This is a genomic window from Ilumatobacter sp. (assembly GCF_046290335.1).
Lineage (GTDB): Bacteria > Actinomycetota > Acidimicrobiia > Acidimicrobiales > Ilumatobacteraceae > Ilumatobacter_A.
On sequence record NZ_JBKAGH010000009.1, the window covers coordinates 40,671 to 55,868 of the forward strand.

Genomic DNA, 15,198 nt, shown 5'->3' on the forward strand with positions numbered 1-15,198 from the left:
TGTCGCTCGCGACTTTCAGGCCGGGCTCGCCAGTCGCGCTGCCTCGCGGCGTCGGCGATCACGAGGTTGTCTGAGATCGACGCCCGCCAAGTCGCGGCGGCCGGTCACCCCGAACTTCTCATACACGCGCTGGAGGTGATTCTCGACCGTGCGAACCGACACCCCCAACTCGTCGGCGATGTCGCGATTCGAACGGCCCTGCGCAGCGCGTTGCGCGATGGCGCTCTCGCGGTGCGTGAGGACGACGCCGTCAACCGAACCACCCGCCGACTCGGGCGCCAACGCCAAGGAGCAGAACCATTCCTCGCCGGTTCGCCGGAACGCTTCGGCTGCGCGCCGTCGAGCTCTCGCGGCGTCGCGAGTGAGCCCGCGGCGCGCCGACAGCGTCGAGGAACGTTGGAACGCCTCGCAGGCGAAGAGGTCCGCACCGATCGCTGCGAAGTGCTCTCCGGCCGTCTCGAAGCCGAGCGGATCGTCGGAGCGGGCCGCCTCGAGCGCCATCGCCCGAGCCGGTGCCAAGCGACCCTGCGCCGCGCCGAGCCGCTCGATCACGTCGCTCTGCCTCCAGACACCACCGAGTCGAACGACATCGTGCGCGACCGCACCGCCCAACGACACCGCTCCGACGTCGAACGCATCCTCGGCGATCCGCCCGAGACGGGAGATGGCGCCGTCCACGTCGCGACGCGCGGCCAGCAGCCAGGCACCCGCACGCTCGACCTCGATTCCCATCATCTGCGCCGGATGATCCCCGAGCCGACACAGGTCCTCCCACCAGCGTTCCGCCTCGCCGACCGCTCCCGACAGAGCGCTCGCCTGAAGTGCGCCCGCCAACGCCCAACGCTGCGGGCCCCGCGAGTGCAGCCACCCGAAGGTCGCTGCCGACTCGGCGAAGAACGTTGCCGCCTCTGCTGCCCGACCGCGGAGCAACAGGGTTCGGCCCAGCACGAGCGAGCAGTACGCCTGACCGTTGCGATGCCCCTGCTCGACGCTGACGGCATGCGCGAGCCGAGCGAGCTCCTCGGACGCCGTCAGCTCTCCCGCCTCGCTCGACGCCAACGCCTGGGCGACGAGATGAATCCCCGGGTCGGACATCCCCAACTCGGAGGTCACCGCCGAACCGAGTTCGAACGCCCGAGCCGCGAGCGCCATCGCGTCCTCGCTTCGACCGTCGAGTGCCCGAGCGACCCCCGCAGCGATCGCCGCCGTGACGTAGACCCGGATCGGACGCGTCTCGTCGATCAGATCGTCGCTGAGATCGAGCGCTTCCGACAGGCGCCCACGCATCGCAGCGATGACCGCACGCTCGGACCTGATCTCGTCGCGCCATGCTCCAGCGGGTACCTCCAGCTCCGCGTCGCGCAGCTGACGGTCCGCGGTCGACGCATCGCCGAGCGCCCAGAACGAGGTCACGGCGCGCTGGATCCCGAGCATGGCGCGGTCGGCGTCGGACGTCTCGCCACCGAGTTCGGCGAGGAGCCGCGCCGCGCGTTCGGGTTGGCCGAGACCGACGAACGCCTGACAGACCACGATCGCGGCATCGACTCGACGCGAGCTCATCGCGTGCGACGCCAACTCGATCGCCAGCCACTCGTCGCGGTCGTAGAGCGCACGCCGAGCTGCGAGCACCATGTCGTCGGTGACCGGGGTTCCACCCGCGCGCAACTGCCACGTCGAGGCGCGCACGATGTCGTCGCGGCGACGCAACGGGGTCCGCTCGATCATCGAGAGGAGTTCGCGGTGCAGCAGCGACGAACGAGACGCCGTCATCCGACGTCGCGCGACGTCGCCGAACATGGGATGAGCCATCCGGACGTCGCGTCGCATCGAATCCGCCACGACCTCGATCAGTCCGCTGCGCTCGGCGGCGTCCAACTCAGCGGCGGACACTGCGTCACGGAGCAGGACGAACGGCAGCGGTTCGCCCACTGCAACCGGATCGACCACATGACGCTGCTCGGCGACGAGGTCGTCGACCCGCGAGGCGATCAACTCGTCCAGTCGGTTCGAATGCGGATCGGCAACCAGGTACCACGTGCCGTCTCGGTGCTCGAGGGCACCATCGGCCACCGACGAACGAAGCAGCTCGCTCACGAACAGCGGCGAACCCTTCGTCAGTCCCCAGAGCCGGCGCAGCGCCGTCCGATCGACCCGACCGGGGAGCACGGAGGTCACGAGTTCGTCCTGTGCGTTCCGCTCGAGCGGTCCGACGTCGATTCGCGCGATGTGATCGTCTTTCCACAACACCGTGACAGGCGCGGGTACCTCACGCAACGAGGGGCCCGGTTCGGTCCGCATCGTGGCAAGCACGACCAGATCCTTCGAGACGACCATCGTCGCCAGCACCGACGCGATGTCGGCGTCGAGCATCTGAATGTCGTCGATCACCAGCAGCACCGGCTGGTTCAGGTCCAAGCCGTGGAACATCGAGGCACCCGTCGTCAGCGATGCCACCACGCGCACGACGGTCCGGGTCGCTTCATAGTGATCGGCGAGTTCTCGAGCGACACGGGTCTTTCCGACGCCTCCCGGGCCGGCGATGAGCACGCTTCGATCGCGATCGAGATCGCGTCGACACGCATCGACCACCTCGTCGCGTCCGACGAACGGCCACGGCCCCGAGTCCACGACCGAACACTACGCAGCCGAGTCGCGGTGATGCCGACCGTTTCGTCACCACATTCTGAGTAGTCGCTACTCACGACGCGGGGATCCGCCTGCTCCAGGATCGGTCGCATCGGGGTCAACGAGTTCGATCAGCATGACGAGCACGGTGACCAGCACACCACGACGCCAACGGGAGACAACGATGGGACTGTTCAAGCAGATCAAGCAGATGAAGGAGAGCGTCGCGGAAGCCCCGGAGCTCATTCGCAGCGCCAAGGAGATGCAGGAGTCGATGCAGCGCCAAGCTCAGACAGCGTCGGCGGCAGCGACGGGTGCAACAGGAGCCGGCGCCTCATCGCTCGACGACGAGACGATCAACGACGTCTCGTTGGCGCGCTACGCGGAGATCTGCCGGACCGGAACCGAGCGCGGCGTCACGGACCTCGCAGGCGTCGCCGCGATCGCGGCCGAACACGGAGTGGGCGCGAGCGATTGGGATGCAGCGGTGCGCGGATGGAACGCGCGGTTCGTGAGCGACACGAACGCGGCGATGCGCTTCAACGCGCTCTGGCGAGGCGTCGGCTGATGGGCTTCATGAAGGACATCCGCGAGATGAAGAAGGCGGCGAAGGATGCGTCGGCAGGCTTCGACCCCGCTGCGCAGATGCGCGCTGCGACCGCCCAGATGCGGCAGGTCGCCACACAGCAACGGGTCATGACCGAGGGCATCGCCGCGCCGGCAACAGTCGTCGCGGTCCGGGACTCGGGAGCGATGATCAACTACCAACCCGTGGTCGACGTCGACATCTTGATCGCACCCGACGGCCAGGTGCCGTGGCCAGGCAGCATCGTGAGCATCGGGCACGGCCAACTCGCAGGTATCGCGCCGGGCGTCAAGATCACGGTTCGCTACGACCCCACCGATCCGTCCACCGCAGTCCGCGTGTGAAACAGATCGCCGTCGCATTCGGCGTCGGCGCAGCGACCGCCGTCGTCACCAGCATTGCGCTGACGATGCGCCCGACCGAGATCGGCGCCGTGGATGTCGGCATCGTCGCCATCGCGTTCTCGGCGGCGATGGCCTGCAGCGTGCTGTGGGGTGTGTTCGGACGCGAATTCGCCATGATCGGCGTGGCGTGGTGTGGGGCCTGGACTGCTTGGTCGACCGGGGTCTTGATCCGCTTCTTCACCGACGACACCACCGACCTGCTCGTCGGTTCGATCGCGGTGTTGGCGCTGAGCGTCGGCGGCTTCGTCGTCACGTTCGTGGCCTGGATGATCGGACAGATCGTGTGCGTGTCGACCGGCCACCACACCTCCAAGGAGCTCAGTGAGATCGCAACCGGCCGGCCGGATTCCTGGGTGTCGGTGTCAGGCCAGACGCTGCCGGAGTTGTTCGACGAGGTCGAGCGACTCGCGCCGCGCGGCGAACCACTGGAAGCGCGGTCGATGGGGATCGAACATCGTCGAACCTGGAAGCGGCCCGTTGCGATCGTGGCGACGCGTCGGACGCTGATCGTCGCTCCGATCAACGCCGACGGGCTCCTGCGAGACGACGTGGCCCTCATCTCACCTCCGACACTGACCAGCGCGTCGGTTCGCAGTCTCGACCGGACCGGTGCGACCCGACGCTCTCTCTCGCACCACGACGACGTGATCGAGATCACGACCGTCGACGGTCGACACCGCCGGCTGACCTTGGCGTACGAGCCACGCCGACGGCCGACGACCACCGAACCCGAACCAGAGGTCGGCGCCGCCAACGCGGTCCGCCGATGGATCCGGGTCAACGCAACCACCTACCACTGACAAGAAGGGCAGACCACCAATGGGAGTCTGGGCAAACAAGCAAGAAGACGCACACCGAAAGATCTACGAAGCGGTGGAGGACGCTTCCCCGGCAAACGAGACCCTCATCGGGGCCGTGCACGCAAGCATGCAGAGCGCGTTCTCGGTCAAGTTTCTCGGTGTGGGCGTGACCGAACACCACCTCATCATCCTGCCGCTGAACAAGCGATGGAAACCGACCGACGAACCCGCGTTGTTGCTGCGTCCCGATGATCTCGAGATCGACACGCTGTTCGACCGCAAACCCGGCGTCGCGGGTTTCTTGGCACTCAACGCCGAAGAGCGCGGCACGCAACTGCGCTTCAGTGCTCGCGGCAAGAAGTACAAGCTCGAGGTGATGGGCGGCACGCTGGTGCAGGACGCGCTGACCTCCAGCGGCCAGAAGGACGGCCTGGCCGCGCTGTACGAGTTCCTCGACGCCGCCCGCAGCTGACCCACTCCTCCCCCGGCGACAGAGTGGGTCAGACCCACTCTGTCGCTCGCTGGGTCGCTCGCTGGGTCGAATGGCTCTGGACGAGAGCGGGCAGGCCTGTACATGTGGAGATGGCCATGGCCGAACTCCACATCGCCACGTTGCTCGCTGTGCTCGTGGCGTCGCTCGTCATCATCGTGATCGTCGGCACCCTGTTGGCGCGCGTCGGCGACGAGATCGCCGAACGCACCGGGCTCGGACGGCTCTTCGTCGGCGCACTGTTCGTGGCGATCGCCACCTCGCTCCCCGAACTCGGCACCGACATCGCGGCGGCGTTGTCGGACGCGCCCGATCTCGCGATCGGCGACCTGTTCGGATCGAGCATGGCGAACATGGCGATCCTCGCCATCGTCGATCTGCGCTTCCGCGGGCAACTTCTGCCCGTGGTCGAGTTGGGTCACGCTCGCGTCGCTGCGGTGGCGATCGGGCTCACCTCGCTCGCGATGCTCGGGATCGCGATGCCGAGCAGCATCGACATCGCTGGCGTCGGGGTCACTTCGATCATGTTGGCCGCCGGGTACGTCGCTGCGCTCGCCTGGTTCCGACGGGTGCCGCCCATCGGCGCCGTGGTTCCGACACCGACCCCGTTCCGACATCCGCAGCGGTTCGGCGACCGGTGGGCGGGCACGGGGCCGCTGATGCGACGGTTCGCCGGTGCGGCGCTGGTGCTGGCGATCGCTGCCCCGGCCCTCGCGCTCACGACCGAGGAGGTCGGTCACCGCAGCGGTATCAGCCAGGGCTTTCTCGGCGTGACCTTGCTCGCGACGGCGACCTCGCTCCCCGAGCTGGCGACGTCGTTGGCCGCGGTGAAGATGGGCTCGTTCGATCTCGCCGTCGGCAACCTGCTCGGGAGCAACGTCGCGAACATGGCGATGATCTTCCTCGTCGACATCGCCTATCGACCGGGGCCGATCTTGTCGTCGGTCGAGGACGTCCACCTGGTGGCAGGCAGCGGTGCCGTGCTGCTGATGGCCCTGGCGCTCGCGAGCATCACGAGCGGCCAGGCCAACCGAGCGCAGCGCTTGGAGCCGGACAGCATCGTGCTGCTCGTCGCGTACGCCGGTGCGATCACCGCGGTCGCGCTCGCCACGTGACGAAGACTGAGCGACAGAGTGGGTCTGACCCACTCTGTCGCTCAGTCGAGGGTGAGGTGGACGGTGGCTCGTCCGGATTCGAATGTGCCGGTTCGGGCCTGGACGGTGATCTCCCACCGGCCGGCCAGCGCCAGGTCGACGAGCGCGTGGTAGCTCCCGTCGCCCAGGCGATGCGGTGGCAGGACGAGCGGGCCGACGCCGAGGTCGGGAGCGGCGGCCTCGATGATCGGATCCCACACCAGTTCGAGCGGCGCACCTGCGAGATCGGTCAGCGTGACGAACACCTCGTTCACCCCCAGCGCTGCGGGCGTTACCACGATCCGCGCCGATCCGACGCCGGAGCTGAGCTCGACCAACTCGCTCACTGGGTCCGCCGACACGACCTGAGGCTCCACGATCGCTGCGGCCTCGGGCGGACTCGACACGAGCACGCCGGTCACCGCCACCACCCCAGCGAACAACGCCAACTCCGCTCCCAAGCTGCGGCGAAACCGAGCGTCCACGCCGTCGGCTCCGACGTCGACATCTGCGACCTCGAGCCGCGGGATGACCCGAGCGCGGTGATACCACCCCAGGCCGACGAGGCCGATCACCAGAATGACCTTCACCAGCAAGAGCACCCCCCATCGGCTCCACAGTTGCGCACCGAGATCGGGAGCGATGGTCACGGCCAGTGCGGTGCCACCGGCCGCAACCGCGACGACCGCCCAGATCGCGACTGCTGAGACGTCGACCACTGCAGCACGCCACCGCTGCGAGTCGGCAAGTTCACGGCGGCGACCGATCACCAGCGCAGCGACACCGCCGAGCCAGAGGCTCCCGGCAGCGAGGTGCACCACACCGCCGAGCGCGGCGACGCCGTCGGAATCGGCCGAACGGGTGTGTCCTTCGACGACCAGACCGACGAGGACAGCGCCGGCACCGACTGCCCAGCGGCCGACCGCACCGCGACCCGCCGGACCCGTCGATGCCAGCACGACCAGCCCGGTACCGACGCACACGGCAAGCAGTCCGACCGCACCATCGAGCGCTCCGCTCCAACCGTCGAGGTTCGCGATGCCACTCCACGATCCGTCGAACTCGCCGACACGAGCAGCGGTCGCGATCACCAGCGCTCCGAGACCGGCGAGTGCAGCACGCCGCACGACGGCGCTGATCGCCGGCGCCGACCACCGCCGAGCGAACCAACTCGCCCCGACCGAAACCAGCGCGGTCCCATACACGAGCGCGTCCGCCAACGCTCGTAGCGCTCCGAGCCCGGTGGGTGATGCGGCCCGGTCGATGACGACGTCGTCGAGCGTCGCCGCGCCGACGTGGAACACGGAACCGCCGCTCACGGGATGCGAGTCGATGGAGACGACTCGCCACGAGACGACATAGGTGCCATCGTCGAGCGGCGACGTCGGCGAGATGCGCAGTTCGTCGCCCACGACCTCAACGTCGACGGCGACCGAAGCACCGGTGTCGTCGAGCAGGGTCACGGCGTCATCGTCGACCCGGACCGTTTCGGTGAACGTGACGGCGATCGTGCCCGGTGAATCCTCGACCACCTCTCCGTTGGCCGGGTCGATCGACAGCAAGATGGCGTGCGCTTCGGCGGTGCGCGGTGCGCCGACGAGCACCAGCAGCGCAGCCACCAGCGCCAACGCGCACCGAGGCATGGCCGCGCCGCACCACATCTCGCGGATCAGCCGTGCCCGTGACCCATGTCGTGGGCGACGTCATGCGCCTCGGCGGCAAGCGACGCGGCGATCTCGAGGTCACCAGCTTCGAGCGCCGCGTCCAACTGCTCCAGGAGCGACAGCAACTGCGCTTCGGCCGACTCCGCTGAGGGCTCCATCGCCGAGACGGCGGCGATGTAGTCACCGACGACCATTCGCTGCGCCATGGCGTCGAGCGCGCCGTTCGCGAGCTGATCGTCGAGTTCGTGCAACGCGCTCACGTCGAGGTCCGTGTCGCCATGCTCGTCGTGATCCATCTCGTCGTGATCCATCTCGTCGTGATCCATCTCGTCGTGATCCATCTCGCCGTGATCCATCTCGCCGTGATCCATCTCGCCGTGATCCATCTCGCCCATGGACCCGTCGAGGGAGCGCACCTCGGCCATGAAGGTCAGCGGTGCTGCTCCGTCGAACTCGAGCGTGACCTCGACCTCGTCGGGATACGCGGACGAATCGATACCCAGGAACATCACATGCGGGCCACCGGGTTCGAAGACGAACTCCCCACCGGCGGGCACGACGAAGCCTTCCGCGCGTTCGACCATCGACATCGTGCCATCGTCACCCACGAGGGTCTCGTGCAACTCGACCTGGTCGGTGACCGGGCTCGACGCCGACACGATCGTCACGTCGACGTCGCCGGGGTTCGACACGATCCCATAGGCGGCGCTGGTGGATTGGCCGTCGGCCGGCTGCCGAGACCATGCATCGACGATCGACATCGTCGCCGTGTCGCTGTCGTCGGGCTCGCTCGCTGCCGGCTCTCCATCATCGGGCTCATCTTCGACCGGCGCCGTGTCGGCGGGCGCGTCCGTCACCGCTGGGACCGACTCGGTTGAACCGGTGTCATCGCTCCCGCAGGCGGCGAGGCCAAGTGCGCCAACCGCGAGAGCGGCGACAGTACGACGAGACAAACGAGAACAGTTCCGACGGCAGTGCATGAATCCAGGGTCGTCACCGACCCCGGTCGAGTTCCCGACAGATCTCCGAACGCATCGACCCTCGCAGCGACAGGACACTGACCTTCCATTCTGGAGTATCGACGGCTACGATCGCCGCATGGCGTTTCGACTTCCCACCATCGCCCCGTCGTTCCGGTCGAAGTCCGACCGGTCGGCATCGGCCGGCTTCGTGTTCCGAAGCGAACTGCCGGTCACGTCGCGCTGGACGATGGCCCCGTTCATGCCCCACGCCCTGCGCGTGAAGCGCTCACTCGACACGACGATCGACGCCGACGGCGGCCTCCTCGCCTACGAACTGGTCGCGAACGTGAGCGCGAAGAAGTTCACGGTCTCGTCGGCGTGGCGCGACGAAGCGAGCTTCGCCGCCTGGGTCGGCACCGACGTCCACCGCAGTGCGATGTCGACGCTCGGCCCCAAGGTCAGCGGTGGCACGTTCGAGACCGAGACGATCGAACACGAACCCACCGACGATCCACCACTGGCGTGATCGAGCCAGCCGAGCCGGGCCCGACGATTCCGTTGAGCGCGTCGTCGGCGGTGGTCCTCGGGCTCCTCGCCACGGGCGGGCCGCAGACCACCTACGACATAATGGGCTACATCAAGGTCTCGATCGGCTACTTCTGGCCGTTCCCGATGTCGCAGATGTACGCCGAGTCGCGGCGCCTCGAGGCGGCTGGCTACATCGTCGGAGAGCAGGAACCCGCCGGGCGACGGCGTCGGCGACTCTCGATCACCGACGCCGGCCGCGCCGCGCTCACAGAGTGGCTTCGCACGCCCGTCGACCGCCAGACCGAGATCCGCGACATCGGTCTCCTCAAGCTGTTCTTCGTCGACGCCGAACCAACCCTCTCACCGTCGCAACTCGCCGCCGAACAGGTCCGCGCACACACCGAACGCCTGACGGAATACCGCGCGATCGCGGCGACCTTCGCCGGGGATCGTCCGCTGGCAGAACGCACGGTCGAACTCGGCATCGCCTTCGAGACCGTCGCCATCGAGTTCTGGCAAAACGTCGAGCACGACCCCTGACCCTGTTCGACGACTCCGCCTGTTCGACGACTCCCGACGCGCTGGCTCGATCGGACCAGCGACCCGGCACTCGGGGGGTGCGCCGCTCGCCGGGCGGCCCGACGGCGGTCGCCCCATGTTGTATCCCTCTTCGCATGTCGTTCGTCTCCATCACAGCGATCGCACCAGCGATCGCGACAACCACGGCCCACCGGGCCAGGAAGAGGAGTATCGACATGAACTTCGTCAATGAAGCAAGCTGGGACCGAGCCGCACGGGTGGTCGTCGGCGTCGCCCTACTGATCCTCGGACTCGCCGTGGTCGATGGCGGCCTCGGGGTGGTCCTCACGATCGTCGCGTTCGTTCCATTGCTGACCGGCTTGGTCGGCTGGTGCCCGCTGTACACGATCTTCCGATTCCGTACGACCCGCGACACGCATGCCGGATCTGCCACCTGACTCCCAACCCGACATGCGGCGGGACGTGGGGTCTCACACACGACGCCCACCGTCGGGCGACGAACTGGCCGAGCACATCGAAGCGCTCTATCGGTTCGCGCTCGGCGTGGCCCGAGACCATGAGCTCGCCGCCGACCTCGTGCAAGACACCCTCGTCCGGGCGATCGAGAAACGGTCGCAGTACCGAGGCGACGGATCGCTCCTCTCGTGGCTGCGCCAGATGCTCCACCATCTGGCGATCGATCGGGCACGCCGTTCTCGCCACGAGGTGCTGGTCGAAGACGTCGAAACGAACTGGCGGTCGGACGACTACACCGTCGATCCGGCGATCGTCGCCCAACGCTCGGCCGATCGAGACGAGTTGGAAGACGCGCTCGTCCGCCTCCCGGTGCCGTATCGAACCGCAGTGGTGCTCCACGACATCGAGCGCTGGAGGGTGCGTGAGATCGCGGAACTCCTCGACATCTCACTTCCCGCGGCCAAGCAGCGGTTGCGGCGAGGGCGAATGATGCTCGTCACCGCCTTGGCAGACGGCGCATCGCGTCGCGAACGACTCAAAGGGGTACCGATGCGATGCTGGGACGCTCGACGCCACGTCTCCGACTTCATGGACGGACAACTCGACGACGCGACCGCCACCACGGTCCGCGCACACCTCGAGGTCTGCCCGACCTGCCCACCGCTGTATGCATCGCTCGTCGATGCTCGCGACCGCCTGGCCGACCTGCGCGATCCCGACTCGGTCATTCCCCCGGCGTTGGAAGCGCGCCTTCGACGCGTCGTCGACCACTCCGACGACGCCGATCAGGGATCGCCCCGCCGGGCCTGATACGCCTTGCCCAGGCGCCGTACACCGCGCTGATACCGCGCTGATACCGCGCTGACATCGCGTCGCAACGCGCCGACATCGCGTCGGGCGGACTCGACCGGCCGGTTCGTCAGCCAGTCGGCTCGCTCGTGGCGGGATCGATCAAGTCGATGACCGCGCGAGCAAGCGCAGAGCGTCGAGCGACGGAGCCGAGCCCGCCCAGCTGCTCCCAGCTCTCGAATGACGTCATCGCGCCGATGACCGCCGCCCGCTGCGCGGCCGTCTCCGCCGGCTGTCGGTCGAGCTCCGCCGCGAAGTGCTGGGCGATCTGGTCGACGAAGGTCGACCGCAACCGCTCGATCGTGTCGGCGAACTCGGTCACATCGACCAGTTGACGTCGAACGAGTCGTGCCATCGGAGCCGTGCGCGTGTAGAAGTCGTCACGCGCCGAAACGAAGCGATCGACGCGATCGGCCAGCGAACCCTCACCGATGCCCGCGATGCCGATCACGTCGTCGAAGCGCTGGAAGTAGCGGCCGATCGCCGACTCGCGGAGCGCGCCGAGGGAGTCGAAGTAGCGGAACAGCGAAGCCTGCGACACCCCGGCGCGCTCGACGATGTCGTCGACCGGCGGGAGCGAACCGGACTCGAGGATGAGGTCGATCGTCGCATCGACGACGGCGTGGCGGCCGCGCTCACGGCGAAGCCGGCGGCCATCGATCGCCTGGTCGTTGCCGGTCATCGGCCGCTCATCGCGTCGAGGCGCGCGGACCCGCTGTCGAACCTGCCGTCGTGCATCACGTCACCAATCATGTACGCCAGATGTTGACAGTGCGACTCTCATAATGCAAGATCGTGCGCATCCCGCCGCGGACTGAACATGCGACGACGGGATCCACGCCGACACGAAACGACACACGGAACCGCCGATGGCAACGAAACGAGCACACGTCGACAAGACGACGACGGTTGCAGCCGAGCCGGCCGCAGCGTGGGCGGTGCTCGCCGACTTCGGCGCCATCTCGTCGTGGGTCCCGCTGATCCAGCACTCCTGCATCCTGTCGCCCCACGCGGACGGGCCCGGCGCCGTGCGACGTGTCCAGATCGCGAGGCAGACGCTCGTCGAACGCGTCATCGAGTGGAACCCTCCACACCGACTCTCGTACGCGATCGACGGACTCCCACCGATCGTGGGCAGCGCCCGCAACACGTGGACCCTGTCGCCCGGGACCGACGGTTCGACCGTCGTGACCTTGACGACCGAGATCGACACGGGCCGCAACCCGGTCAAGTCGCTCGTGGCCTCGAAGGTCTTGGAGCGCATGTCGACCGCGTCGGAACTGATGCTCGCCGGGCTCGCGGCGGCCGTCGCCCCGCCCACGGACCCGACCGACGAGCCCGAGAACGAGCCCGAGAACGAGCACACCGGACTCGACCAGCCGGCGCCCGCCCACCCTGTCCAGACGGAGGAATCCCCATGAGCGAGCGGCCCGACGTCATCGTGATCATGACCGACGAGGAGCGCGCCGCTCCTGCGTACGAGAACGACGAGCTGCGCGAGTGGCGGCGAACGCTCGACGGGGCTCGCTGGTTCGACGAGCACGCAGTCACCTTCGACCGGCACTACACCGGCTCGCTCGCGTGCGTGCCGAGTCGTCCGACACTGTTCACCGGTCAGTATCCCGACGTACACGGCGTCACCCAGACCGACGGGCTCGGCAAGATGGCCGACGATTCGCGCATGCGTTGGATGCGACCGCACGAGGTTCCGACGCTCGGCAACTGGTTCCGCGCCGCGGGCTACGACACGCACTACGACGGCAAGTGGCACATCACCCACGCGGATCTCCACGACGACGGCGGCGAGCCGTTGCCGACCAACACCGCCACCGGCGAGGTCCTCGCCGACAACGTCGAGCGGTACCTGGCCGCCGACCCGCTCGATCCGTACGGGTTCTCGGGGTGGGTCGGACCCGAACCCCACGGCGGGCTCTTCGCGAACTCTGGTCTGGTGCGCGATCCGCTCATCGCCGCACGCGTCGTCGGTTGGCTCGAAGATCGCTACGCGCGTCGCGCCGCTGGCGACGCCGATGCCCTTCGGCCGTTCCTGTTGGTCGCAAGCTTCGTGAACCCGCATGACATCGTGCTGTTCCCGCTGTGGGTGCGGCGCGGTATGCCCGACGAGTTGCGCGGCGTCGAGGTCCCGTCGGTGCCGATGTCGCCGTCCGACTTCGAGGACCTCCGGACCAAGCCCGCTGCACACGTCGCGTACCGTGCTGCGTATCCGTCGTGCTACGGCCCCGCGGCGGCAGTCGCTCCGCTCTACCAGGAAAACCATCAGCAGTACCGCGACCTCTACTACCGCTTGCACGCGACCGTCGACGGGCCGCTCGATCGGGTTCGGCAGGCGGTCTCCGAGGGCACGACGACCACCGACGGCAACGCGGTGATCGTGCGCACGTCCGATCACGGCGAGCTGCTCGGCTCCCACGGCGGGCTCCACCAGAAGTGGTTCCAGCTCTACGACGAGTCGACGCGGGTGCCGTTCTCGATCGCGCGCGTCGGGCGTGACGCCACCGAGGGCCGCCATGTCGCTGCGCCGACGTCGCATCTCGATCTGGTTCCGACGCTCCTCGCAGCAGCCTCGATCGACGAAGCCGAGGTCGCAGCGAGACTGCGCGACGACTTCTCCGAGGTCCACAAACTGCCCGGCTCCGACCTGATGCCGGTCGTCGACGGCGCCGACGCCGACGCCGACCGGGTCGTCTACGTGACGACCCGCGACAACATGCCCGAAGGCGACACCGGCGCGAGCGGCGTCGCCCGCGCCAACGGCCGGACCTCGGATACGCCGGGCATGCTGCGGATCAACGTGCCCGCGCACGTCGCCACGAACTTCGAGGGGATCGTGTGCCGCGTCGACGAGACCGATGTGAGTGCTGGCGCCGGCCATCTGTGGAAGCTGGTTCGCACGTTCGACGATCCGGCAGCGTGGACCGAGCCGGGCGTGCGCCAGTTGGCGAGCGACGGCCTCGGCGGGCCGCAGTATCGCACGACCGTGCTCGCCGATCAGTGGGAACTCTACGATCTGACCGACGACCCCGTCGAGATGCGCAACCGTGCCGACGACCCCGACGCGTTCGACGTGTTCGCCGTCATGTGTGATCGGATGAAAGCCGAGCGGCACCGAGCGATTCCCGAGCGCAACGAACCCTGGCCATACGTCGTGAGCCGACTGACCGAGATCGACAAGGTGCCGATGCTGCCGCCGCGGGCGCTGATCCAAGAACAGGTCCGCCAGCGTGTCGGTCAGCGCGTCGGCGAACGACGCCAGGCGCGTCGCAGCGGTCCGAGCAGCACGCCGCCGGCGCCGGCCAGACTGATCCGTCGAGGCCTCCAGCGTCTCGGGCTCCATCCCGACGATCCGCAGGCGACCAGCTTCGATCTCGCCGGACGGCGAGCGCTGGTCATCGGCACCAACCACGGCCAGCTCGACGTCGGTCGCCCGACGGGTGTGTTCGCCAGCGAGCTGACGGTTCCCTACTACGCGTTCATGGACGCGGGGACGACCGTCGACGTGGCCAGCCCGAACGGCGGCGTGATCCCGGTCGACCCGCTGTCGCTCAAGCCCGCGGTCCGATGCGCTGACGACGACCGTCTGCTCGGCGATCCGGTGCTGCGCGGCCGCCTCAACGCGTCACTGGCGGTCGGTGATCTCGACATGGCCGCCTACGACCTGGTGTTCCTCGCGGGCGGCTGGGGCGCAGCGTTCGACCTCGGCACGTCCGAGGTGCTGGGCGAACAGATCTCGATGGCGAATCACACGGGAGCGGTGATCGGCGGCGTCTGCCACGGCCCTCTGGGGCTCTTGCGAGCCCGGGCGGTCGATGGCAGCCCGCTGGTCGCCGGACGCCGCCTCACCGCAGTGACCGACGCCCAGATTCGTCAGCTCGGCATCACCTCGACACCGCAGCATCCGGAGACCGAGCTTCGGGCGGCGGGTGCGCTGTTCGAGAGCTCGACGGCGCGCCGCGAGGTCCTCGCGAACCACTGGGTGATCGATGGCAACCTGGTGACCGGCCAGAATCAGAACGCCGGCCCCATGGTGGCACGGCTGATGATGGAGCAGCTCGCGGCCAGACTCCCGGCCGCGCAAGTCGACGACGACGCAGCATCGCTCGCCTGACGATCGAGCGTGGTGCGCCTGAGATGATGGCGCCA

Annotated in this window: 15 protein-coding genes and 1 pseudogene; 12 read left to right on the forward strand and 4 right to left on the reverse strand. The window is 68.1% G+C overall.

The window, feature by feature from the left end:
* Positions 1 to 15: 15 nt before the first annotated feature.
* Positions 16 to 2,628 carry a LuxR C-terminal-related transcriptional regulator gene (locus ACE37B_RS22975; RefSeq protein WP_409925686.1) on the reverse strand — a complete coding sequence of 871 codons (2,613 nt, stop codon included), beginning with the start codon at positions 2,626 to 2,628 and terminating at the stop codon, positions 16 to 18.
* Positions 2,629 to 2,809: 181 nt separating this feature from the next.
* Between ACE37B_RS22975 and ACE37B_RS22980 the strand changes: the two genes are divergently transcribed.
* From ACE37B_RS22980 to ACE37B_RS23000, 5 genes are all read left to right on the forward strand, one after another.
* Entirely contained in the window at positions 2,810 to 3,193 is a 384-nt protein-coding gene (locus tag ACE37B_RS22980) for a hypothetical protein (RefSeq protein ID WP_409925687.1), read from the forward strand.
* Positions 3,193 to 3,555 carry a DUF3592 domain-containing protein gene (locus tag ACE37B_RS22985; protein WP_409925688.1) on the forward strand — a complete coding sequence of 121 codons (363 nt, stop codon included), beginning with the start codon at positions 3,193 to 3,195 and terminating at the stop codon, positions 3,553 to 3,555. Before ACE37B_RS22980 ends, ACE37B_RS22985 begins: the two co-directional genes overlap by 1 nt.
* Positions 3,552 to 4,415: a hypothetical protein gene (locus ACE37B_RS22990; protein WP_409925689.1), complete on the forward strand. Its 864-nt coding sequence runs from the start codon at positions 3,552 to 3,554 to the stop codon at positions 4,413 to 4,415. The genes ACE37B_RS22985 and ACE37B_RS22990 overlap by 4 nt, the downstream gene beginning before the upstream one ends.
* 19 nt (positions 4,416 to 4,434) lie before the next feature.
* Positions 4,435 to 4,887, forward strand: coding sequence for a hypothetical protein (locus ACE37B_RS22995; RefSeq protein ID WP_409925690.1), 453 nt, complete (start codon positions 4,435 to 4,437; stop codon positions 4,885 to 4,887).
* A gap of 116 nt (positions 4,888 to 5,003) precedes the next feature.
* Complete coding sequence (locus tag ACE37B_RS23000) at positions 5,004 to 6,020, forward strand: sodium:calcium antiporter (protein WP_409925691.1); 1,017 nt, start codon at positions 5,004 to 5,006, stop codon at positions 6,018 to 6,020.
* A 41-nt stretch (positions 6,021 to 6,061) separates the two neighbouring features.
* Here the strand turns inward: ACE37B_RS23000 and ACE37B_RS23005 are convergent, their stop codons facing one another.
* The gene (locus ACE37B_RS23005; protein WP_409925692.1) at positions 6,062 to 7,657 is read right to left on the reverse strand and encodes a copper resistance protein CopC; all 1,596 of its coding nucleotides are present in this window, start codon (positions 7,655 to 7,657) and stop codon (positions 6,062 to 6,064) included.
* A 50-nt stretch (positions 7,658 to 7,707) separates the two neighbouring features.
* Entirely contained in the window at positions 7,708 to 8,559 is an 852-nt protein-coding gene (locus ACE37B_RS23010; RefSeq protein WP_409925693.1) for a copper chaperone PCu(A)C, read from the reverse strand.
* Positions 8,560 to 8,800: 241 nt separating this feature from the next.
* Here ACE37B_RS23010 and ACE37B_RS23015 point away from each other — a divergent pair, with 241 nt between their 5' ends.
* From ACE37B_RS23015 to ACE37B_RS23030, 4 genes are all read left to right on the forward strand, one after another.
* Complete coding sequence (locus tag ACE37B_RS23015) at positions 8,801 to 9,190, forward strand: antibiotic biosynthesis monooxygenase (RefSeq protein ID WP_409925694.1); 390 nt, start codon at positions 8,801 to 8,803, stop codon at positions 9,188 to 9,190.
* Positions 9,187 to 9,732, forward strand: coding sequence for a PadR family transcriptional regulator (locus tag ACE37B_RS23020; protein WP_409925695.1), 546 nt, complete (start codon positions 9,187 to 9,189; stop codon positions 9,730 to 9,732). Before ACE37B_RS23015 ends, ACE37B_RS23020 begins: the two co-directional genes overlap by 4 nt.
* Before the next feature lie 215 nt (positions 9,733 to 9,947).
* Entirely contained in the window at positions 9,948 to 10,169 is a 222-nt protein-coding gene (locus ACE37B_RS23025) for a DUF2892 domain-containing protein (protein WP_409925696.1), read from the forward strand.
* Between the two features lie 25 nt (positions 10,170 to 10,194).
* A complete protein-coding gene (locus tag ACE37B_RS23030) occupies positions 10,195 to 10,998 on the forward strand; it encodes a sigma-70 family RNA polymerase sigma factor (protein WP_409925697.1) in 804 nt (267 codons plus the stop codon).
* A 109-nt stretch (positions 10,999 to 11,107) separates the two neighbouring features.
* On the opposite strand, the gene ACE37B_RS23035 is transcribed toward ACE37B_RS23030, so the two are convergent.
* Positions 11,108 to 11,719, reverse strand: a complete 612-nt coding sequence (locus tag ACE37B_RS23035) for a TetR/AcrR family transcriptional regulator (RefSeq protein ID WP_409925698.1) — start codon at positions 11,717 to 11,719, stop codon at positions 11,108 to 11,110.
* 187 nt (positions 11,720 to 11,906) lie between these two features.
* Between ACE37B_RS23035 and ACE37B_RS23040 the strand changes: the two genes are divergently transcribed.
* From ACE37B_RS23040 to ACE37B_RS23050, 3 genes and pseudogenes are all read left to right on the forward strand, one after another.
* Positions 11,907 to 12,458 (forward strand): SRPBCC family protein, encoded by a 552-nt coding sequence (locus tag ACE37B_RS23040; RefSeq protein WP_409925699.1) that lies wholly within the window; start codon positions 11,907 to 11,909, stop codon positions 12,456 to 12,458.
* Positions 12,455 to 14,200: pseudogene (locus ACE37B_RS23045) on the forward strand (sulfatase-like hydrolase/transferase); the annotation flags it as partial. The gene ACE37B_RS23040 and the pseudogene ACE37B_RS23045, both read left to right, overlap by 4 nt.
* 36 nt (positions 14,201 to 14,236) lie before the next feature.
* On the forward strand, positions 14,237 to 15,163 hold the full coding sequence (locus ACE37B_RS23050; protein ID WP_409925788.1) for a type 1 glutamine amidotransferase domain-containing protein: 927 nt from the start codon (positions 14,237 to 14,239) through the stop codon (positions 15,161 to 15,163).
* Positions 15,164 to 15,198: the final 35 nt, after the last annotated feature.

Bases quoted from the DNA above. Each gene is read 5' to 3' on its own strand.
- ACE37B_RS22980 (WP_409925687.1), top strand. From the start codon at position 2,810: ATGGGACTGTTCAAGCAGATCAAGCAGATGAAGGAGAGCGTCGCGGAA.
- ACE37B_RS22985 (WP_409925688.1), top strand. From the start codon at position 3,193: ATGGGCTTCATGAAGGACATCCGCGAGATGAAGAAGGCGGCGAAGGAT.
- ACE37B_RS22995 (WP_409925690.1), top strand. From the start codon at position 4,435: ATGGGAGTCTGGGCAAACAAGCAAGAAGACGCACACCGAAAGATCTAC.
- ACE37B_RS23000 (WP_409925691.1), top strand. From the start codon at position 5,004: ATGGCCGAACTCCACATCGCCACGTTGCTCGCTGTGCTCGTGGCGTCG.
- ACE37B_RS23015 (WP_409925694.1), top strand. From the start codon at position 8,801: ATGGCGTTTCGACTTCCCACCATCGCCCCGTCGTTCCGGTCGAAGTCC.
- ACE37B_RS23025 (WP_409925696.1), top strand. From the start codon at position 9,948: ATGAACTTCGTCAATGAAGCAAGCTGGGACCGAGCCGCACGGGTGGTC.
- ACE37B_RS23035 (WP_409925698.1), bottom strand. From the start codon at position 11,719: ATGACCGGCAACGACCAGGCGATCGATGGCCGCCGGCTTCGCCGTGAG.
- ACE37B_RS23040 (WP_409925699.1), top strand. From the start codon at position 11,907: ATGGCAACGAAACGAGCACACGTCGACAAGACGACGACGGTTGCAGCC.
- ACE37B_RS23050 (WP_409925788.1), top strand. From the start codon at position 14,237: ATGCTGCCGCCGCGGGCGCTGATCCAAGAACAGGTCCGCCAGCGTGTC.